The organism is Mesorhizobium sp. M0991 (genome assembly GCF_040318915.1).
Lineage (GTDB): Bacteria > Pseudomonadota > Alphaproteobacteria > Rhizobiales > Rhizobiaceae > Mesorhizobium.
Genome location: NZ_JAMYNE010000008.1, coordinates 210819 through 231520, shown reverse-complemented (window position 1 = coordinate 231520; position 20702 = coordinate 210819). Strand labels below are relative to the sequence as shown.

The 20702-nt window shown below is 60.9% G+C and carries 19 protein-coding genes and 3 pseudogenes; 15 read left to right on the top strand and 7 right to left on the bottom strand.

Features of this window, described 5'->3' with window-relative positions; all coding sequences use genetic code 11:
- Nucleotides 1-57: 57 nt before the first annotated feature.
- Genes NKH70_RS14995 through NKH70_RS14975 form a run of 5 tightly spaced genes read left to right on the top strand, consistent with a single transcriptional unit; the run spans nt 58 to nt 4981 of the window.
- On the top strand, nt 58-1017 hold the full coding sequence (locus NKH70_RS14995; RefSeq protein ID WP_352718869.1) for a carbohydrate ABC transporter permease: 960 nt from the start codon (nt 58-60) through the stop codon (nt 1015-1017).
- Nucleotides 1014-1904, top strand: coding sequence for a carbohydrate ABC transporter permease (locus NKH70_RS14990; RefSeq protein WP_023679256.1), 891 nt, complete (start codon nt 1014-1016; stop codon nt 1902-1904). The genes NKH70_RS14995 and NKH70_RS14990 overlap by 4 nt, the downstream gene beginning before the upstream one ends.
- Nucleotides 1905-1914: 10 nt before the next feature.
- Nucleotides 1915-3012: an ABC transporter ATP-binding protein gene (locus NKH70_RS14985; protein WP_352977468.1), complete on the top strand. Its 1098-nt coding sequence runs from the start codon at nt 1915-1917 to the stop codon at nt 3010-3012.
- Nucleotides 3013-3045: 33 nt separating this feature from the next.
- Complete coding sequence (locus NKH70_RS14980; protein ID WP_352977470.1) at nt 3046-4209, top strand: mandelate racemase/muconate lactonizing enzyme family protein; 1164 nt, start codon at nt 3046-3048, stop codon at nt 4207-4209.
- 22 nt (nt 4210-4231) lie between these two features.
- Nucleotides 4232-4981, top strand: a complete 750-nt coding sequence (locus NKH70_RS14975) for a ribonuclease activity regulator RraA (RefSeq protein ID WP_352977472.1) — start codon at nt 4232-4234, stop codon at nt 4979-4981.
- On the opposite strand, the gene NKH70_RS14970 is transcribed toward NKH70_RS14975, so the two are convergent.
- From NKH70_RS14970 to NKH70_RS14960, 3 genes are read right to left on the bottom strand one after another with little or no spacing between them, the layout of a single operon-like run.
- On the bottom strand, nt 4982-5803 hold the full coding sequence (locus NKH70_RS14970) for an alpha/beta hydrolase (protein WP_353025569.1): 822 nt from the start codon (nt 5801-5803) through the stop codon (nt 4982-4984).
- Nucleotides 5804-5814: 11 nt separating this feature from the next.
- Nucleotides 5815-7302, bottom strand: a complete 1488-nt coding sequence (locus NKH70_RS14965; protein ID WP_353025567.1) for an NAD-dependent succinate-semialdehyde dehydrogenase — start codon at nt 7300-7302, stop codon at nt 5815-5817.
- Nucleotides 7303-7320: 18 nt separating this feature from the next.
- Nucleotides 7321-8547, bottom strand: coding sequence for an iron-containing alcohol dehydrogenase (locus NKH70_RS14960; protein WP_353025566.1), 1227 nt, complete (start codon nt 8545-8547; stop codon nt 7321-7323).
- A gap of 197 nt (nt 8548-8744) precedes the next feature.
- Between NKH70_RS14960 and NKH70_RS14955 the strand changes: the two genes are divergently transcribed.
- The 6 genes and pseudogenes from NKH70_RS14955 to NKH70_RS14930 all read left to right on the top strand — a co-directional run bounded on the left by NKH70_RS14955 (nt 8745) and on the right by NKH70_RS14930 (nt 11639).
- A complete protein-coding gene (locus NKH70_RS14955; protein ID WP_502908360.1) occupies nt 8745-9434 on the top strand; it encodes a GntR family transcriptional regulator in 690 nt (229 codons plus the stop codon).
- 151 nt (nt 9435-9585) lie between these two features.
- Nucleotides 9586-10179, top strand: coding sequence for a DJ-1/PfpI family protein (locus tag NKH70_RS14950; RefSeq protein ID WP_353025564.1), 594 nt, complete (start codon nt 9586-9588; stop codon nt 10177-10179).
- 104 nt (nt 10180-10283) lie between these two features.
- A pseudogene (locus NKH70_RS14945) lies at nt 10284-10628 on the top strand (zinc-binding dehydrogenase); the annotation flags it as partial.
- A 90-nt stretch (nt 10629-10718) separates the two neighbouring features.
- A pseudogene (locus tag NKH70_RS14940) lies at nt 10719-10843 on the top strand (EamA family transporter); the annotation flags it as partial.
- A gap of 132 nt (nt 10844-10975) precedes the next feature.
- Complete coding sequence (locus NKH70_RS14935; RefSeq protein WP_352977483.1) at nt 10976-11203, top strand: CopG family transcriptional regulator; 228 nt, start codon at nt 10976-10978, stop codon at nt 11201-11203.
- Nucleotides 11200-11639: pseudogene (locus NKH70_RS14930) on the top strand (TA system VapC family ribonuclease toxin). The gene NKH70_RS14935 and the pseudogene NKH70_RS14930 overlap by 4 nt, the downstream one beginning before the upstream one ends.
- Before the next feature lie 713 nt (nt 11640-12352).
- On the opposite strand, the gene NKH70_RS14925 reads toward NKH70_RS14930, so the two are convergent.
- The 4 genes from NKH70_RS14925 to NKH70_RS14910 form a co-directional block, all read right to left on the bottom strand.
- Nucleotides 12353-12574, bottom strand: coding sequence for a hypothetical protein (locus NKH70_RS14925; protein ID WP_352977485.1), 222 nt, complete (start codon nt 12572-12574; stop codon nt 12353-12355).
- Nucleotides 12575-12779: 205 nt separating this feature from the next.
- Nucleotides 12780-13022: a type II toxin-antitoxin system Phd/YefM family antitoxin gene (locus NKH70_RS14920; RefSeq protein ID WP_292653697.1), complete on the bottom strand. Its 243-nt coding sequence runs from the start codon at nt 13020-13022 to the stop codon at nt 12780-12782.
- Nucleotides 13023-13513: 491 nt separating this feature from the next.
- Nucleotides 13514-14641: an NAD(P)/FAD-dependent oxidoreductase gene (locus tag NKH70_RS14915; RefSeq protein WP_353025562.1), complete on the bottom strand. Its 1128-nt coding sequence runs from the start codon at nt 14639-14641 to the stop codon at nt 13514-13516.
- A gap of 64 nt (nt 14642-14705) precedes the next feature.
- Nucleotides 14706-15707: an SIS domain-containing protein gene (locus tag NKH70_RS14910; protein WP_352977489.1), complete on the bottom strand. Its 1002-nt coding sequence runs from the start codon at nt 15705-15707 to the stop codon at nt 14706-14708.
- 102 nt (nt 15708-15809) lie between these two features.
- On the opposite strand from NKH70_RS14910, the gene NKH70_RS14905 reads away from it, so the two are divergent.
- The 4 genes from NKH70_RS14905 (at nt 15810) to NKH70_RS14890 (ending at nt 20503) form a co-directional block, all read left to right on the top strand.
- Complete coding sequence (locus NKH70_RS14905; RefSeq protein ID WP_353025561.1) at nt 15810-16712, top strand: PfkB family carbohydrate kinase; 903 nt, start codon at nt 15810-15812, stop codon at nt 16710-16712.
- Nucleotides 16713-16826: 114 nt separating this feature from the next.
- On the top strand, nt 16827-17663 hold the full coding sequence (locus tag NKH70_RS14900) for an ABC transporter substrate-binding protein (RefSeq protein ID WP_352719119.1): 837 nt from the start codon (nt 16827-16829) through the stop codon (nt 17661-17663).
- Between the two features lie 76 nt (nt 17664-17739).
- Nucleotides 17740-19269 (top strand): amino acid ABC transporter permease/ATP-binding protein, encoded by a 1530-nt coding sequence (locus NKH70_RS14895; RefSeq protein ID WP_352719118.1) that lies wholly within the window; start codon nt 17740-17742, stop codon nt 19267-19269.
- 88 nt (nt 19270-19357) lie between these two features.
- The gene (locus NKH70_RS14890; protein ID WP_353025560.1) at nt 19358-20503 is read left to right on the top strand and encodes a LacI family DNA-binding transcriptional regulator; all 1146 of its coding nucleotides are present in this window, start codon (nt 19358-19360) and stop codon (nt 20501-20503) included.
- The last annotated feature ends 199 nt before the right edge of the window (nt 20504-20702 follow it).

Genomic DNA, 20702 nt, shown 5'->3' with positions numbered 1-20702 from the left:
GACCGGCTGCGCCGCTGGCGCAGCCGCCTCGTTCCGAAGAATAAGGGCACGCCACAAGTGACGATCGTGACCGGCAAGGCCGAGGCTCGCCGAAAATTGCAACCTGGCAGGTCCGGCGCGCTGCGGAAGATCTGGGCGCATCGCGCGGACTACGCGTACGTGCTCCCAGCGATCGCCGTGATGCTCATCGTCATCGCCTATCCGATCTACTACACGATCGAGCTGTCGTTCTTTAAGACACCGCCTGGTCTGCAGCTCCGTGACAAGAGCTTCATCGGCTTTGACAACTACACGACCATCCTCACCAGTCAGGTGTTCTGGAAAGTCACCTGGAACACACTGATCTGGACACTGGGGTCAACTTTCATCTCCTTTGTCCTGGGGTTTGCCACAGCGCTGGCGCTCCACCGCGACTTCATCGGCCGTGGTGTCTTGCGCGCTATCCTGATCATCCCTTGGGTCATCAGCGCAGTCGCCGCCTCCTATATCTGGAAGTGGATCTACCATTCGGACTTCGGGATCATCGGCGCGGTGCTGGTGGGCCTCGGAATGGCCGACCAGCCGCCGAATTTCATCGACAATGTCAGCACGGTGCTGCCCTCCCTCATCGTCGTCAATATCTGGCGCGAGTTTCCGTTTGCCATGATCATGATGATGGCCGGCCTGCAGACAGTCCCCGACCAATTGCTGCGCGCCGCAAAAGTCGACGGTGCCAATGCATGGCAGCGCTTCTGGCACGTCACCTTCCCGCACTTGCGCAACGTTTCGGTGGTGACGATGCTGCTGCTCGCGGTGGCCAACTTCAATTCCTTCATCATCCCCTGGATCATGACCGGCGGTGGGCCGTCGAACGCATCGCACATCTGGATAACCCACATTTATGAGCTCGCCTTCGGACGGCAGCGCTGGGGCGTGGCATCGGCCTATTCGGTGCTCCTGTTCCTCACACTGATGACGCTGGGCTACTTCTACGTCCGTGCGTTAAGCGGCAACGAGCGGAAAGAGGGGAGCGCATGAGCACGATTGCCGAGACAGCACCTCGAGCCCAGACCCGTCGCCGCATGCGCGTCGACGGATGGCGGTGGGCCGGGCGCATATTCCTCGTGTTCATGCTGCTTTATACTGCGTTGCCGATGATCTGGATGCTGATCACCTCGATCAAGTCCGGGTTCGCGGCGACGCAATTCCCGCCGCAATGGTGGCCGGACGAGCCTACCCTCGCCAGCTACCAGAAACTGCTCGATCCGCAGAACAGCGTCGGCCAGGACTTCCTCCGCTTCTTCTGGAACAGCCTTTTCGTGTCGACCGTCACGACAATCCTTTCGGTGATCGTGGCTGTCCCTGCGGCCTACGCGTTTTCGCGCTTCAGTTTCCCCGGCCGGAATTTCCTGTTCTTTGCCGTGCTGCTGCGCAACATGTTCCCGGCGGTGATCTTTCTCGTGCCACTCTTCATCCTGATGCGCGCGATCGGTCTGATAAACACGCATGGCTCGCTGATACTCACCTATCTCACCTTCGGCCTGCCGCTGGCGATCTGGCTGCTCAAGGGCTTTTACGACAACATCCCGGTGCAGCTTGAGCAGGCGGCGCGCATCGATGGCGCAACACGGTTCCAGGCCTTCATCATGATCGTGATGCCGCTCTCGACGCCGGGAATCATCGCCACCGCAATCTATTCCTTCATCGGCGCCTGGAACGAGTACATCTACGCCTACACCTTCCTCTCCAAGAACGAGCAGTTGACCCTGCCGGTCGGCATCCAGCGCTTCTTCTCGGAAAATACGACGGACTTTCCGGGCCTGATGGCGGCCAGCTTCATGATGAGCGTGCCCGTCGTGGTGCTGTTCCTGGTCCTGCAACGATACTTTGTACGCGCCCTTACAGAAGGCGCGGTCAAGCACTAGGGAGTTGCCGATGGCCCACGTGGTCCTCCAAGATCTCGTCAAGAGCTATGGCAGCTTCAAAGCTGTCAACCACGTCTCGCTGACGGTCAATGACGGCGAGTTCGTTGCGCTCGTCGGCCCTTCAGGCTGCGGCAAGACAACCACGCTCAATCTCGTCGCCGGGCTGACCCCGATCACAGCGGGCGACATCATCATCGGCGAGCGGGTGGTCAACGACCTCGACCCCAAGGACCGGGACATCGCAATGGTGTTCCAGAACTACGCGCTCTACCCGCAGAAATCGGTCTACAAGAACCTGGCGTTCCCGCTTCAGATGCGCAAACTCCCCAGGGACGAGATCGACAAGAAGGTCAAGGAAGCGGCGCGAGTGCTCGACATGACGCACCTGCTCGAGCGCAAGCCGCGCGAACTCTCGGGCGGGCAGCAGCAGCGTGTGGCCCTTGGCCGTGCCCTCGTTCGCGACCCCGCCGTGTTCCTCATGGACGAGCCACTGTCTAACCTCGATGCCAAACTGCGCGTGCAGATGCGGTCGGAGATCAAGCGTTTCCACCAGGACCTCAAGGCGACGATCATCTATGTGACGCACGACCAGCTCGAAGCCGTGACCATGGCCGACAAGATGGCGGTGATGAATGGCGGTTACCTGCAGCAATACGATTCACCGGCGCAGGTCTTTGCCCATCCGGTGAACATGTTCGTCGCCAGCTTCATCGGCAGCCCGGCGATGAGCCTTATTCCGCTGCAGGCCTCGACGGCAAACGGCAACACGGTGTTGACCGGCGCCGAGGGCTGGCGCCTTGAGCTCTCGCCGCGCAATGCCCAGAAGGTGGCTAGAGCAACGACCAAGAAAGTCGTGCTCGGCGCACGTCACTCGACGATCAAGCTCCACAAGAGTGCGCTGCCAGGCAGCGTCCCGGCCAAGGCCTACACGGTGGAGCCGACCGGAGACGTCACCTTCGTGCAGGCGTTCCTGTCCGGCGCCATTGTCAACGTCAGCGTGCCGCCAAACGTTGCCGTCGCGCCCGACGAGCAGATCTGGCTCGAGTTCGACCAGGAGCGGATGCATCTGTTCGACGGCGAAACTGAAATGGCCCTCAAGGCCAACTGACATAGAGCGAATGCGCATGAAACGTGGGCGCGGATGACTGAGAAGCTTAAGATCACCGCGATCAAGCCCTATCCGGTGTGGGTAGGAACGCGCAACCAGATGCTCGTCAAGGTCGAGACCGACCAGGGCATCTTCGGCTGGGGCGAGAGCGGCTTGAGCGGTCGCGAGAGGGCCGTGGCCGGCGCGGTTGAGCACTATCGCGAGTTTCTCATCGGCCGCGACCCGATGCAGATCGGGCGGATCTGGCAGGAAGTTTACCGCAGCCAGTACTTCGAAGGCGGGCGAGTCCTTCAGGCGGCAATTTCCGCCATCGACATCGCCCTTCACGACATCAAGGGCAAGGCGCTGGGGGTGCCGGTCTATGAGCTGCTCGGCGGCAAGCAGCGCGACCGCATTCCCACCTTCGCCTCGACCGGCGACGAGGCCGAGGGCGATGTTGCCATCGAACGGGCCCGCGAACTTCGCGCACAGGGGTGGCAGGCGATCCGCTTCTTCCCCTTCGGGCAAAACAGCAAGGACATCTTCGAGCCGCGCGAGTCCATCGGCGCTACCGCGGGTATGCTGAACAAGGCGCGCGAGGCGCTGGGCGACGACGTGGTCCTCGGCCTCGACTATCATCATCGGCTGTCGGTGGCAGAGGCCGCGAGCTTCTGCAACAAGCTCGGTCGCGGCGCGCTTGATTTCCTCGAGGAGCCGATACGGGACGAGACGCCGGAGGCCTACGAATCGCTGCGCACGATGACCGACATCCCCTTTGCCATAGGCGAGGAATTTGCCAGCAAGTGGCAGTTCCTGCCCTACATCGAGCGCGGCATCCATCAGTTCAACCGGATCGATGTTTGCAATGTCGGCGGGCTCACCGAGGCGATGAAAATCGCTGGCTGGAGCGAGGCGCACTATGTGGACCTGATGCCGCACAATCCCCTTGGTCCCGTGTGCACGGCCGCGACCGTGCATCTCGCTGCCGCGGTACCCAACTTCGCGTGGCTCGAAACCAGGGCGCCCGAAACGAAGCTGGGCTTCGACAATTCCGACTTCTTCCCCGTGCAACCACGGCTCGACGGGACCGATTACCCGGTCGGCGATCTGCCGGGGCTCGGCGTCGAGGTCAACGAAGTTGCGGTCCAGGCGCAGGGTTTGCGTTTCTGGGAAGCGCCTCACCTTAGGCGCCGCGACGGTTCTGTTACGAACTGGTAGTTCCATTCAATCGGAGTCCACAATGACGCACACGTCCGACATTACGCGGCCGCCTAAAGACCTGATCGACGCGCTAAGGGAGATCGGCGCCGCGACGGTTGCCGGCACGCTTGGCCACATGGGCTTCCGCAATCCGCACATGGTCGGTCCGGTGGCGCAAAACCACGGGAAGTCGATCGTCGGGCCGGCGCTGACGCTGCAGTTTCTGCCGCAGCGGCCGGACCTGTTCACCGAGGGAGAATATGCCGATCCGGAGACCCAACTTCACCGGCACGTGCTCTACCACGCGCAGGAGGGCGATGTGGTCGTGGTCGACGCGCGCGGCGACATGAGCTCGGGCGTCTTCGGCGATATGATGTCGACTTATTTCAAGGGCAGGGGCGGGGCGGGTATCGTCATCGATGGGTGCATGCGCGACCGGCCCAATGTCGAAAAGCTCGACCTGCCCCTATGGCTGCGCGGCTGGACGCCAAATTATCACGTGCAGACCAGCATCTATCCCAATGCCGTCAACGTTCCGATTGCCTGCGGCGGTGTCACGGTGATCCCCGGCGACATCATCGTCGCCGACGACGACGGGGTGGTGGTGCTTCCCGTCGTGATGGCTCCGAAGGTGATCGAAGAATCACAGAAGCATCACGATTGGGAGGAGTTCTCGCGAGCGAAGCTCATGGAGGGCGGTCCGTTGCAACGCTACTATCCGCTGCATGACGATGCCCGCGGAGAGTACGAGGAGTGGCGCAAAACAAATCGCCTGGAGAACCCGAGTTAGTCAGCAGGCCTTGGCGATCAGTTTTGCCAGGCAATCGGCAGCCTCGGTCCCCGGCACGCCGAGCTCTCTGACACTGTCCATGTGGTTGCGGTTCGTGAGCACACGCGACGTTACCAGCGACCCCTGCCGCAGCAAGCTCGCTATGAATCGATCGGCTTGCTGATGGAAAGGTGGCGTCTCATTGGCTCCGACCAGAACCGTCGCCTTGGTTTGAGGATCATGCCGACAGGCGAGCGGCGTGAACATGGCGACTTCCTCGTCGGTTATTCCAATCTCGTTGGCGAGAAAGGAATCCTGGAGCGGTTTCAAATCGTAGAGCCCGCTCAGCAGAAGGGCTGCCCTCACATTCGAGGAGGTATGCGCGCCGTCGAACAGGAACGTTGCAAGATGTGCTCCTGCCGAATGACCACTGACAGTCAGGGCCGTCGGGTTTCCACCATGATCGGCGATGTTGGCCAGGACCCACTGCTTGGCGCGGCGCACCTGGTCGACGATCGTCGCCATTCGGACCTTGGGCATCAGAGCATAATCAAGGATGACGGCAATGGCCCCGGCCTGGGTTATCGTCGTCGCCATGTATGAATAGTCGCGCTTGGAGAACATTCTCCAGTAGCCGCCATGGACAAAGATGTGCACCGGAAGCGCCGTTCTTTTGCACGCGGGAAAGAACAGGTCCATCGTCTCGGTCGGATCTGGTCCGTAGGCCACGTCTGCGGCCATCGCAATGGCGGCGCGGGCGGCCTCGCTGCGGTCAACAATGTCCTGCACGATTTGGTCAAAGTCAGCAACGTGGTCGCGGATGCGAAAGGGATCGCCTTGCATTCTTCTTCTGCTCACATGCTGACGGCGAGGTATTTCGCCTCCATGAACTCGGCAATGCCGTGATGCTGCCCTCCCTCGCGGCCGAGCCCGCTCTGCTTGACGCCGCCGAAGGGGGCTGCAGGATCAGACATCAGCCCGCGGTTGAGAGCGATCATCCCGGCCTCGATCCGGGAAGCCACCCGCATGCCGCGCGCCAGATCGCGCGTGTAGATGTAGGCAGCAAGCCCATATTCGGTGTCATTGGCGCGTGCGATGACCTCGGCCTCGGCTTCGAAGCTCGAGATTGGCGCCACCGGCCCGAATATCTCCTCATGCGCCATCTTTGCGTCGCCCGGCACGTCGCGAAGCACCGTCGGAGGATAGAAGAAACCGCGTCCGGACAGCACTGAGCCACCGCACAAGACCCGCGCGCCTCGTGCGACCGCGTCGACGACAAGGCGGTCTATCTTCTCGACCGCCTTCTTCGTGATCATGGGCCCGCATTCCGTGTCCGGGTCGGTGCCGGCGCCGACCTTGAGCGACGACATCCGCTTCTCGAGGCCCTCGGAGAAGGCTTCGTAGATGCCAGATTGCACGTAGAGGCGGTTTGCAGCCGTGCAGGCCTCGCCGGCGTTGCGCATCTTGGCCACCATTGCGCCATCGAGCGCTGCTTCGAGATCGGCGTCGTCGAACACAATGAACGGTGCGTTGCCGCCGAGTTCCATGGAACACGAGACCACATGCCTGGCAGCCTCTGCCAGCAGAGCGCGACCCACACCCGTCGAACCGGTGAAGGAGAGTTTGCGCACCCGCGGATCGGCCAGCATGGCGGCTGTCAAAGGCCCGGGACTGGAGGTTGTCAGGACGTTGACCACCCCCGGCGGAACGCCTGCGTCCTGGTAGAGCGCGGCTAGCGCGTAGGCGGTAAGCGGGGTCTCACTGGCCGGCTTCAGGATCACCGTGCATCCAGCGGCAAGTGCCGGCGCGATCTTGCGCGTCGCCATCGCGGCAGGAAAATTCCAGGGCGTGATCAGGACGCAGATGCCGATTGGTTCGTAGTCGACCACAATGCGATTGGTGCCGGAAGGCGCAGTACCGAATTCACCGGTAATGCGAACGGCCTCCTCGGCATTCCAGCGGAAAAATTCCGCGGCGTAAGCGATCTCGCCTCGGGCATCCCGCAGGGCCTTGCCGTTTTCCAATGCGATGAGAGTAGCCAGTGCCTCCGATCGTTCCGTCATCAACTCAAAGCAGCGTCTGAGGATCTCGGAACGCTTTCGCGGCGACGTTGTCCGCCAGCCATGGGCCGCCTTGGCAGCGGCGTCAACGGCGGCGGCCGCGTCCTCCAAGGTCGCATCGGGTACGGCAGCGATGACGGCTTCCGTCGAAGGATCGATGACCGGAATTACCCTGCCATCCGCGGACTGCCGCCATTGGCCGTCAATATACAGCCCGTGCGAAATCGTGTGGAAGTCGCTGACGCCCTGATCATCCGACAGAACCTGTGAAAACGTGTTCATCTCGATATTCCCGATTGTTTACATGACGCAGCTGGCGAGGTCGCCATCAAAGGCGGCCTGGACCAGGCGTCGCATGGATCCCAAATCGAATGGCCGCGGATTGTTCTTGATGAGGCGCTCGATACCGATCGCTTGTTCCGCCGTCCAATCGAGCTTGTCGGCAGGCAGCCCTAGCTCGGCCAACGTGGGGATGATCCCGATTGCCCCAAACAGCCGACTGACCTCGCCAATGGTCGCGTCGGCCAACTCTTCGGGCCTCCGGCCTTTTCCATCGAGGCAGAGCGCGCTGGCGATCTCGGCCATCTCGGTCGCTGCGGCGGTTCTGTTGTACTTCATGACGTACGGCAGCATGGTGGCGACACCCATTCCGTGAGGGGTGTGGGTTATCGCGCCAACCGGGTATTGCACTGCGTGCGCTGCCGCCGTACCGGCCGTTCCGAACGCGCAGCCGGCTGCAAGTGCACCCATCATGACGTCGGCCCGGGCGTCCTCGTCAGACGGCTGGCGGTATGCCGTTTCAAGGCTTCGGCCAAGCAGCTTGATCGCCAGCAGGGCGAAATGATCGGTCAAAGCGGTTGTGCCGATAAAGACATGTTTCTGGGGAAGGCCGGGATCGGTCCCACGCCTGACGGCGGTGAAGGCCTCGATTGCATGCGTCAGCGCATCGGCGCCTGCGATCGCTGTCAATGCCGGCGGGCATGTCATCGTCAGTTCAGGATCGCAGATGGCCGCGGCCGCGATCAGGTACGGGCTGGAGATGCCGACCTTCAACGTGCGATCCGGATCCGCGATCACGGCAACCGGGGTGACTTCAGAGCCGGTGCCGGCTGTCGTCGGCACCGCGATCAGCGGCAGTGTCGGGCCGGGCACCTTGAACTCACCGTAGTAATCCTGGAGCTGACCGCCGTGACTGATGAGCAACGCCGCGCATTTGGCCATGTCGAGACAACTGCCGCCGCCAATGCCGATCACCATGTCGGGCGCGAACTTCCGTGCTTCCTCGACGCAGACGGCAACGGTGTCCCGGGGGACGTCGGGTAGCACACGGTCATGCACCAGGACGTCTATCGAGGCGGCTCGCAGCGCCGCGACGATCTCTCCGAACGGGCCCGTTGCGGCAAAACGTTCATCGGTGCAGACGAGTGCGCGACGCCCGAGCCTGGCTGCGACAACCGGGATGACGTGGCGTTGGCCCTTCCCGAACAGGATTTCGCGCGGCAGCCTTATGGCAGCGAAAAGGCTCATGATCTGCATCCTGTGATGATGTCTGGAAAGGCCGCGGGGGCGGCACGCTGTTCCAGCAGGGCCACCGCAAGTGCCATTGCTTTGTCTCGAAACGGCCTCAAATTATATCCTCTATAAAATCGTATAGGATATAGGATTGCATTAATCGGAGCATCGTGTTAGCAACTCGATGTGTCAAGAGGCAAAACATGCAGGCCATGAACTTACTCAATGCGGACGATACGAACCTCGGCGGGCGTATCCAGCGCTCCAGCAGCCTGGTTGAGGACGTCTACGAAGCGATTTTTGCGCAACTCATGTCGTTGAAGATTGCGCCGGGTTCCCGGATCACGGTCGACAGTCTGGTCAAGGAGTTCAACGTATCCCACACGCCGATCCGCGAGGCGCTCGGCCGGCTCGAAGGCGAAGGCCTGGTGCTGAAGACGCATCTGATCGGTTACCGCGCTGCGCCGCAGATCACGAAACGGCGGTTTGACGAACTTTATGAGCTTCGCCTGCTGCTCGAACCTCATGGCGCAGCCAAGGCAGCCGCGCTCATGGACGAGGTAAAGCTCGCGCAACTTCAGAAGTCGGCCGGCGTCATGGCGCGCCGTGAAGGCAAGGACGAGCGCCTGCGGTATTCCAACTTCGCCCGCCAGGATGCCATTTTCCATGACAAGGTCATGGAATTCGCCAACAACGAACTCGTGCGTGAGACACTGGCGCACCAGCATACCCACTTCCACATATTTCGCCTGATGTTCCATTCGCGCGTCACCGAGGAGGCGCTTGACGAGCATGAGGCTATTCTGGCCGCTTTGGCTGCGGCCGATCCTGCCGCTGCCGAGCAGGCGATGCGTCGCCATATCGAGCATTCCCGCGACCGTTTGTTGCTGGCGTTCGACTGAGACTGTCCCGATGTCCCCGTCCCCGCAGTCGACGATCATCACGCAGGCCAGTGCCAACGAATACTACTTCCCCGATTCACCCTTCTAGAAACTCAACCCCACCGGGCAAGTACAGGTCTGGCCCGGCCGTTGTCACAGGAAAGGAAGTACCATGCCAGGCAAAAAGATCCTGATGCTGACCGGTGAATTCACCGAGGAATACGAAATCTTCGTCTACCAGCAGGCGATGGAAGCGGTGGGCCACACCGTTCATGTCGTGTGCCCAGACAAAAGCGCCGGAGACCTGATCAAAACATCGCTGCACGACTTCGAGGGCGATCAGACCTACACCGAAAAGCTCGGCCACTATGCGCTGATCAACAAGACCTTCTCCGACGCTGAGAAGCAGCTGGATCAATACCACGCCGTTTACTGTGCGGGCGGACGTGGCCCCGAATACATCCGCACCGACAAGCGCGTACAGGCGATGGTGCGCCACTTCCACGAAACCAAGAAGCCGATTTTCACGATTTGCCACGGCGTGCAGATCCTGATCGCGGTCGACGGTGTCGTGCGTGGCAAGAAGGTCGGCGCACTGGCGGCATGCGAGCCGGAGGTGACGCTTGCGGGCGGCACCTATATCGACCTGTCTCCAACGGAGGCTTATGTGGATGGGACGATGGTTTCGGCAAAAGGTTGGACGGCGCTTGCAGCGTTCATCCGCGAATGCCTGAAGGTGCTGGGGACGGAAATCCGCCACTCGTAGACCTTTGCTCCGGCGCATCCAAAAAGGGTGCGTCGGTTCCTTTGCTGCGGAGGAAACTTGTCACCGCCAATTCGGCTTCGGATCATAAAGCACCTGCATCACGAACTGCGGGAACAGGTTTCGACGTCGTCTTCGAGGCAACGGGAAACAGCCGTTCGATGCAGTCTGCCTTTGCCTATGTTGCCCATGGCGGCGTCATGGTGATGGTAAGCGTCGTGCCGGACGACATAACCTTCTCAGATCCAGAGTTCCACCAGCGCGAAATGATGCTGATCGGCAGTCGCAACGCGACGCGTGGGGATTTCCAGCACATCATTGCCTCGATCCGCGATGGAAAAATACCAATCGACCAGCTCGTCACCCACCGCACCACCCTGCGCGACAGCCCACGCGACATCGCAATCTGGGCGAAGCGGAAGTCTGGTCTGATCAAGGCCATTTCGACGTAGCGGGATCTGGCTGACGTCAGCAACACAATCAAGATATGTCATCGAGCCCTGGTGCTGCATTATGGGAGGGGGGAGTGGCTCGGTGACGCCAGGCTAAGCGTCGCGCTTGACGCGGTATTCGCTGTGGTTTTCCTCAGTGACAATTGTCCCTGCCGAACTGGCTTGGCGTTTCACTGATTGCAGCGGGCGCAGTTCTCGTCGCATACAAAGGTTGAAGCCGTGGAGCGACGATCCTTCCGGCACAAAACGTGTTCCATGCAAAGTCCACCGGGTATTCGCACCGCTTGAGTATCCGGCGTCGCTGCTCTATGTGATGCGTGATGATTGATGCGCACCAAGGAGGCGATATGAGAACCACTTTGGCAATCGATGACGACGTCCTGGTCGCGGCCAGGGCCATAGCGCGGCAGCAGGATCGCAGCCTCGGCGAGGTCATCACCGATCTCGCCCGGCGCTCGCTGCGCCGGCCTCAAGCCGGCGGCGAGCGCAACGGGATTCCTCTGCTGTCGCCTCGGCCGGATGCACCTCCTGTCACGCTTGAGACGGTCAACGCCTTGCGAGACGAACTGCCGTGACGTTCCTGCTCGATGTCAATGTGCTGATCGCACTGATAGATCCTGGCCATGTCGCCCATGACGACGCCCATGGCTGGTTCGAAGTGACCGGTAACGCGCCGCATGGGCTACGTGTCCCATCACCGAAAACGGCGTCCTGCGCATCGTCGGCAACCAAAGATATCCCAATTGTCCCGGCTCGCCCGCCGTCGTTGCGCAAATCGTTACCAAGTTGCGGGCCCTGCATGGGCACAGCTTCTGGCCCGACGATGTGAGCCTGGTTGGCTCTGGCGACATCGATGCAGCGAAAATCCTGACCTCGGCACAGGTCACCGATACCTATCTTCTCGCGCTCGCCAAGGCGCGTGGCGGCCAGCTTGCAAGTTTTGACCGCAAGCTGTCGGCGGCGGCCGTGAAGGGCGGGAAGTCTGCACTGCACCTGATTCCCACAAGGTAGACCACCGGGCTCTTTGGTCTGTTCCCGCAGTTTGAGAGGGCGTAGCCGCGCAGCACCATCAGGCCGTTGCGCTCAGGCGCAAACGCGCGACCGTTGGTCGAAGGCCACGATTGTCTCGATATACCGCCTCTCATCGAAAGCGGTTGTTACCTGGGCCCAGAAAGCCCGGCTCGGATTCTACACCGCGGGCACGATCCAAAGTCGCCTCAGCGTCGTTGGCCAGCTCGCGGTTCTTTCTGTTCCGGCCGCTTTTCCGGCGCCGGCCCTTTCGATGCTGCGCTCGCTGACAGTTGGATACGTGTGGATCGTCCCGACGCGGCTTGTGTCTGCCGCGCGACTGCGTTGTCGCCGATGGTTCAATGGGTCGGCTTTACCACGCCGGCCTCGTCGAAGGGATGAGGCGGCATGCCAGGAGCATCTGCCCCCCAGCATTGCAGCCACCCTTGTCCCGCATATCGGCGCGTTGTCGAACTGCCAAGGCCGTTTGTGCCCGTTTTTTGCGCAAACAGGATTTTAACCGTGTTGCCGGGCCGACCGGCGGGTCAAGCACCTCTGGGCACAAAATGCCTTCCTGGCCAGATGGCGCAGGTTGCCAGGTCGTTGTCGGTCAAAGTCGGCCAGAAACTCGCGGCGGTCCAAGGGCAGCAGGGCATTGAGAGGGTCGAAGGCTTCGGCACGTCGAACGACATAGGCAGGTGGGTCGAGCGAAGAGGTCAGTTGCCATTCGCGAGCGGCCCGAGAATTCGGACTCCCTGGCGGCGCGCGGCAAGTGCGAGCTTGCGATCGAGGGTGGCCAGCGGCAACTCGGTTTCGATTGCCAGCGCAAGATAGGCGGCGTCATAGGCGCTGAGCCCGTGCGAAGCCGCTAGCGTCAGCACCGCGCCGTCCGACCCGCCGCTCGCGTCCTCCAGTGGCAATCGGCGCAGCCGTGCCATGGTGGTGCAGCTTCGCCCGCCGCGATGCGGCCACGCCGCTCGGCAATCAGTACGACGTTACGCACCTCGTGCCAGAACAAGGAAGGGACAGGCGCCGTTGTTCCCGGCAATCGTCGCATCAGGGCGGTCGCCGCCTCGCTGTCTTCATCAGAAAGAATCCGCCATGGAAAGGTCGACAACGAAAGGCATCAGACGATGATCGCCATCAAGCGCGGCGCCCTTCATCGCGCCAGGCCCGAATTTCGTCCTGCGTCACGGGCTTGGCGCGGGCGCGGGCAGCGCTGATCTCTTCGATCACGGCTTCGACATCGTTGCGCCGTTGAATGCGCGACAGTTTAGCGATGGGATCGTTGCCGCGCGAAATAATCACCTCCTCGCCTGCTTCGACCCTTGAAAGCAGTTCCGAGAGATGCGTCTTGGCCTCGCCAACTTTCACCGTGATGGGCATTTCCTGTCCTTGTACGCGTCGGGGCCCTCGTGGCGAGCCGTGTTCATTGCCGTTGAGCTGAGTGTGGATTGCCCGACAATCGCTGTGCGCGACAATAGGCGCAATGCTGACGCTTGATCAAAGCTTGGTCAAGTCACTACGCCTGGACACTGCCGACCCCTCGCACGCCGCAAGGCGGGCCGTCTCTCAACAAGGTGAAATTGTTCCTTCTGGTGGAACGCGTTTCTGATCGTGCGCAGTATCTGGTTTTCGCAGATGCGGAGGCTTGCGCAACTTGTCGCGCTCAGCGCACTCCAGTGGATCGCGAGCGGCTATCTGGCCATAGTTTGCGGGGCATTCATCTTCTCCCTTGGGCGTCCGCGCTTGGGCGCGCAGCGCCGTCGCCGTGTCTGTTGCCGTATGACGACAACCTAATCACGCGATCCTGTCACCCATCTCTTCCCCAGGCCCGCGGCCCATCTGGACGGTTCGGCCTTGCCCCAATTGCCCTTTCAGCTGAAACGATTAGCGCGAAACGTTGCAAGCATGGGATGCGGATTGCCGGAGACGATTTCTTTGGCAAGCAATTCGCCGACGATCAATCCGAGCGTGGCGCCGCTGTGGCTAAAGGCGACGTGAAGACCGGCGACGGTCTCGACGGAGCCGAGCACTGGCTCGCCGTCGCCCGGGATGGGCTTCGGGCCAACTGCATAGGTAGCGAGTTCGAGCCGCGGATTGCCCTCGAGCACCGCACTAGCCTCGTCGAGCAGTCCTTTTATGGTCTTGTAGTGCACGGTGTAGGTGCCGTCCGAGTTGACCACGACTTCATCCTCCGACCATGCCGAATCCAAAACAAGTGCGCCATCCGGCGTCGGGCGCACCGCCACGCGCGGCGTATTCAGCACGGCACGGAGCTCGGTCTTGATCGGCTTGGTCGTCAAGAGAAGTGAAATCGGCGTAGCGTCGGGGATATGGACTCCGATCTCCGCAAGCATGACAGGCGTCGCTGGCCCAACGGCAAGGACCACTGTATCCGCCTTTAACGGCACACCGTCGGCAGTGACGACGCCACGCGCGCGACCACCTGTGGCATCTATCCGCACGCGTCCAGCGTCCCGAACAAGCTTACCGCCGCGGGAGCGGAATTCATTGAGCAGCAGATCGATCAGGCAGGGCAGGTCAACCCATCCTTCGCCAGGATTGAAGATGGCACCCTGCGGGGTGATTGCGCTGGCGTTGACGCCGGGCGTCACTGCACCGACTTCGGCAGGGCCGAGCAGAAGCGCGTGATAGCCAATATCCTGCTCCAGCTGGCAGATGGACGCGATCTGGTTCGCCTCATCATCCGCATCCCAGGTGAGGCCGCCGTCAAAGCGAAGCCACGACGCCGTTTCCGGCCTTGTGGCGGCCAGGGTCCGATAACGGTCGATGCCTGCAAGCCTCAAGCGGTGGTAGGCAGTGTCCGCACGTCGCGCTGAGTTCAGCCAGGAAAGTGAACGGCCGGATGCACCGTTGGCCGGCGCGCCGTCATTGACAATGGTTACATCAACGCCAAGACGAGCAAGGTGCAACGCGGAAGAAATACCGAAGATGCCTGCGCCGATAACAACGACATGGCGGGGCTTTGGGGATGCAGTCATAGAGAAATCCTTCTTCGCAGAAGACGGGCTGGGGGTTGTTGGATCGCTGCAGAGTGCGGCGGAACTAATAGTCGGTGAGCTTCTTCATGTAGCGCCGGCCCTCAAGCATTGGCCGGCCGCGCAGACCGGCCAGCTCGTAGGCAAAACGCCATAGAGTGTCGAAGAAGACCAAGGGCACGAGATAGGGTTTGATGTGTTCGGACATACCGCTGAGGTCGAGTTCCGCTCCATCGAGCACCAGGATGTTTTCCCGGCTGCCGTACTTGAAAAGGAAATCGCGGGCGCGTTCGGAAAGGCTCCGCGTTTCGTCCAAACCCAGCAAGACCACGAAGCAAGCGTCCCGGTCCACCACCTCAAATGGACCGTGAAAGAATTCGTTGGCGTGTATGGCTTGCGAGTCGAACCACTGCATCTCCATCAACACGCAGATGGCGTACGAATAGGCCGCACCATAGCTGGCACCGCCGGCCAGTGTGTAGATCGCTTTGCGCGGCGCGAAACGGGGTGCGAAGGCCTGAAACCGGGCGGCATAGGTCCGGTGCGCACGTTCGATCGCCGGCTGAAGATGGCTCAGGCTCATCAGCAGATCGGCGGTCAGCCCAGCATTCTCCCGAGCATCGATTAGGCCGGCCAGCAACGTGTAGAGCACGCCGTAATTGCTGCGGGCTGCATCGATCGGTTTGCCCGTCGTGTAGGAGGCCTGGTACGCCACAGGGTGGTCGACGGCGCGCGCGAGGGGCGATACCTGGTCAAGGGTCATGCCGATTGTCGTTGCGCCTCGATTTCTTGCGTGATTGGCCGCTCGGACGGTCTCCTTGGTGGTTCCGGTCTGCGAGCAAAGGACAACGAGCGTGTCAGGTCCCAACCGTCGCGGGTCTCGGCAGACGAACTCATCCGCGTTGTAGATGTCGCAGGCGAATGTGCCGCTGCGACGGTCGACGAAGTATTTGCCTGCCATCATGATCGAGAGCGAGCCGCCGCACGCCACGAGAAACAGGTGCGAAAACTGCCTGCCCGCCGTAGCGGTCAGGGTGCGTTCTACGTCGGCGGGAAGGGCGGAAATCATGAGGGTCCTCTTCTCGATGATAGAGCTTGGGCCGGCGCACAATTGACAAATGGCAGGCCATTGTGCGAACGTTCTCATATCCTTTAAACTGAAAGGCCTGCGATGGTCAAGATTGCCGCGATGGGCGACAACGTGGTCGATTGTTATCTCGCTCGCGGCGAGATGTATCCTGGCGGAAATTGCCTCAATGTCTCGGTCTATGTCAGCCGCTTCGGCGGGCAGTCGGCCTATGTTGGGGCGATCGGCAAAGACCGGGCAGGGGACTTGATCCACGCCGCACTCAAGTCCGAGCGCGTGGACGTCACCCGATTGCGGCGCCTTGAAGGGCCGACCGCCTATTGCCTCATAGGTCACCGAAACGCCGATCGGATCTTCCTGGACTTCGACCTCGGCGTCTCGATGTTCACGCCGACGCAAGAAGATCTGCATTTTCTCTCGGGCTTTGAGGCCGTTCACATTGGCCAATCCAGCGGGTTAGACCCATGGGTTGCTGCGGTATCGAGTAAAGCACTGTTATCTTACGATTTTTCAACGCGGCGGGACCCGGGACATCGACTCGAGATTGGGCCTCATTGCTATCTGGCCTCCGTCTCGGGTGATGGTCTCGACGACAATGAATTGGCTGCAATCGCATCCGAACTTCTTGCATGTGGTTCAAGGTGGGTTTTGGTGACTCGTGGTCGAGCCGGCGCCGTGCTTCACAGCGACACCGTCTCCTACCGCACCCCGGCGCAGCTGGTCGAACCCGTCGATACCCTGGGCGCGGGCGACACCTTCATCGCCAGAACGCTATTCGGCCTGCTTAAGGAAGAGGCGCCTCAGAATATTCTCCGCGATGCTGCAGAGGCGGCGGCTGCTACCTGTCAGTACTACGGCGCGATCGGCCATGCGGCAGCAATCGATATTGGAAAAATTACGGTGGAGATCCTCCGCGGAACGGCACAGGAAACCAGTCTAGCTGCGAAATTCTCCCGACCAATTGACGCGAGAAATGGACAATGCTAGACGAAGTGATAACGTTCTCATTCATCTAACTGAACGCCGCCCAGGAGCGTTTTGATGGATTAGACGTCGAGTGGGATCGCAGGCCGAGTTCGGCCAATCTTAAGAGGAGAAGACATGCAAACGAATTCAAGCAGGCGCCAACTGGTGAAATGCGGTCTGGCGCTGACTATCGCTCTTGTGACAGGACTTAGCACGTTGGCTGCATCAACGCAGGCAAAGGCGGCCACCAATCCCTACAACCTCATTGACCCTGCTGTGATCAGTGTCGGGACGATGGGCGATGCGAAACCCTATGTCTTCACCGACGCCAACGGCAACTTCACCGGCTTCGACGCTGAACTCTTCCGCGACGTGGCGCGCCGGCTCGGGTTCAAGGAGGAGCAGGTCGTTTTCACCGGCCAGGAATTCTCGGCGCTCCTGCCGTCTGTCGCCAACGGTCGCTTCGACGTCGCTGTCGCCGCCATCGGCACGACCGCGGAGCGCAAGAAGACAGTGGATTTTGGCGACGGCTATCTCGCCGGCTACCTGTCGATCATTTCGGCGGATCCGGCACTGACAAGTAATGAAAGCACCGCCGGAAAGCGCATCGGCGTGATCCAGGGGACGCTGCAGGAGATCTATGCAGAGAAGAATCTGAAGGGCGACATCGTCAAATTCCCCGACAACAACACTGCGGTGGCGGCGCTGAACAACGGAACGATCGATGGCCATTTCACTGACTATGAGTCGGCCAAGCAGTATGTGGAGCGCTATAAGAACCTGAAGATAACCATGAATGTGCCGTCCTTCGATGCGCCGGCCGGGTTCGTGGTCAAGAAAGGCAACGATGCCTTCCGCGAGGCGCTAAACAAGGCCCTGCGCGAGGCCATGGACGATGGCACCTGGAAACGGCTGCACGAGAAGTGGTTCCCGGGCACTCCGATGCCGGATCAATATCTGCCCAAGAAGTAAATTCGCGCGTATTTGTTATCGTTTCCGGCCGGACCCGTGAGCAACGGTGCCCGGCCGAGTTGTAGATGGACTTGATATGAGCTGGTTCGACACCTTCGCCCGCAGCTTCCTGGATTTCCAGGCGATGGCAGAAGTTCTGCCGAACATGGTGACGGTCGGCCTCAAGAACACCTTGATCCTGGCCCTTGCCTCGACGTTTTTCGGGACGCTGATCGGTATCGTACTCGCCGTGATGGGGATTTCCGAGAACCAGCCGCTGAAACTCCTTGCCCGAGTCTACACCGATATCTTCCGCGGGCTTCCTGCCATTGTCACAATCCTGATCATTGGCCAAGGCTTCGCGCGGTTGGGCCGAGATCTGTTCGGTCCATCGCCTTATCCGCTGGGCATTCTGGCGCTCAGCCTGATCGCCGGCGCCTACATCGGGGAGATTTTCCGCGCCGGCATTCAGAGCGTCGAGCGTGGTCAGATCGACGCCACGCGCACTCTCGGCATGACATATGGCCAAGGCATGCGCCTTGTGGTGATCCCGCAAGGCATCCGTCGCGTCCTGCCTGCACTGGTCAACCAGTTCATCGGCAATGTTAAAGACTCCAGCCTGGTCTATTTCCTTGGTCTGCTCGCCTCCGAACGCGAACTGTTCCGCGTCGGCCAAGACCAGGCTGTGCTGACCGGCAACTTGTCGCCGCTCTTGCTGGCCGGCGTGTTCTATCTCGTGATCACGGTGCCGCTGACCCATCTCGTCAACTACATCGACGCGCGCATGCGTGTCGGCAAACGAATCACCGCCGTGCAGAGTGGCCTCAAGGAAGTCACCGAGCTTGCCGAAGCCGTCGTGCCGGGCGCAGCGACGTTGCCCGCAGCACAGCCCATTCGCTTCAAGGGTGGGGGCATCGAGGTGAAGAATATCGACATGGCCTACGGCGCCGTCCAGGTGCTCCATGACGTCAGTCTGAAAGTGCAACCCGGGACCGTCACCTGCCTCATCGGTCCGTCCGGCTCGGGCAAGTCCACCTTGCTGCGTTGCCTCAACCGCCTAGTAGAGTGTCGAGCCGGTGACATTCTGCTCGATGGCGAAAGCATCTACAAACAGACCCCTGACCAGCTCCGGCGGCGCGTCGGCATGGTTTTCCAGCAGTTCAATCTGTTTCCCGACCGCAGCGCGCTCGCCAACATCACTCTGGCGCTGCGCAAAGTTAAACGCATGTCGCGCGAGGAGGCTGAGGGCGCGGCCTTAGCCAGGCTGCATGAAGTCGGACTGCTGGAGCGCAAAGATCATCGGCCGGCCAATCTCTCGGGCGGGCAACAGCAGCGGGTGGCCATCGCGCGTGCGCTCGCCCTCGAACCCGAAATTATGCTGTTCGACGAAGTCACCAGCGCGCTCGATCCGGAATTGGTCAAAGGCGTCCTGAACTTGATGGCCGATCTCGGTCGGGGCGGGATGACGATGGTGGTCGTAACACACGAGATGAATTTCGCCCGCAAGGTCGCGAACCAGGTCGTATTCATGGACGAGGGGCGGATCGTCGAGGCAGGGCGACCGGAGGACCTTTTCGACAATCCGCAGAGCCCGCGTCTTCGGCGCTTTCTGTCGGAGGTGCTGTGATTCAAATGGTGTGCGCAACGGCGGGTGCTGCGGTGTTCGGCCTTGCGGGGCGTGCCTAACTGCCGCTAGTTCGTCGCCACGACGTTGCATGGTCGGCGGGACTTGCTGGGTGACTCAAAGATCCAAAAACGCAACTATCATCGAAGTCGCTCGCCGGGCTGGAGTGAGCTCTGCCACGGCTGGGCGCGTTCTTGGTGACTACGGCTACAGCAGCCCTGAGGTCCAGGAGAAGGTGCGCGCCGCAGCAGCTGCGCTGGGTTATCGCCCCAATCGCCTGGCCAAAGGTCTGATCACCGGTAAGACGCAGACTATCGGAGTTGTCGTGGGCGACATCGAAAGCCCATTCTATGCAAGCGTGCTGCGCGGAATAGGGGACGTCGCGCGCCGTGGCGGCTTCGGGGTTATCGTTACGAATAGTGACGAAAATGCCGAACTCGAGCGAGAGGCGGTGCAGCTGCTGTTGGAAAAGCAGGTCGATGGTTTAGTCGTCTCATCGACCTTCTTGGACAAGCCGGATCATCTTCGTGACGCAGTCGCGGCCGGCTGTCCCGTCGTGCAGTTCGATCGCATCGTGGCGGGCATGGAAACCGATTCGGTCGTGGTCGATAACGTTTCTGTAACGCGTAGCAGCATAGCGGCGATCATCGCCGCCGGACACAGCCGCATCGGAATATTGGCGGAACTCGGGCCGGACCAACGCGATGATGTTGGCTCCTTTGTGACGAACGCTGATCTCTCCAGCTCCGACGTTCGCTACCATCATCCAAGCTGGCAACGATTGTTGGGTTATCTCGAAGCCCATCGCGCTGCGGGCATTTCGCCGGATCCGCAGTTGATCCGCCGCGTGGCGGTCTATTCCAGCGAGGCAGCACGAAAGGAGGCACTCGATCTACTGACAATGCGCAATGCGCCGTCCGCCCTGTTTACCGCGGACGGTGTGATGTCGACAGGCGTTCTGGAGGCGACATCCGCACTGAAGCTTGCGATTCCGGGAGAGGTTTCGCTGCTTTGCTTCGACGATCTCGACTGGATGCAGTTCGTGGCCCAAGGTATCACAGCCATCGCGCAGCCGGCGCATCTGATCGGGGCGACGGCAGCCGAGCTTCTCTTGAAGAGGCTGGCTGGCGACACCGCACCGTTTGAACACCGTGTCCTCGCGGGTCGCCTGGTGAACCGTAATTCGATTGCGGTTCATCTCAACCGCAACGCCCCTGATCCGGCCGCGACGGTGTAGCTGGAGCCGAATTGCCGCGCCTCTTTGTGCCGAGGTCGATCCCATGCAACGGCTGAATGATAGCTCAAGCGTATTGCTGGGTAGGACTTTTGTCGCTTGCGATGCCCAGCGTGAGCTGCGCCAGAAATGGGGCAAGCCCATCCGGGTTCCGAAACCTAATCACTTGCGGTCGCAGTAGTATGGCTTGGTCGTTGAACGC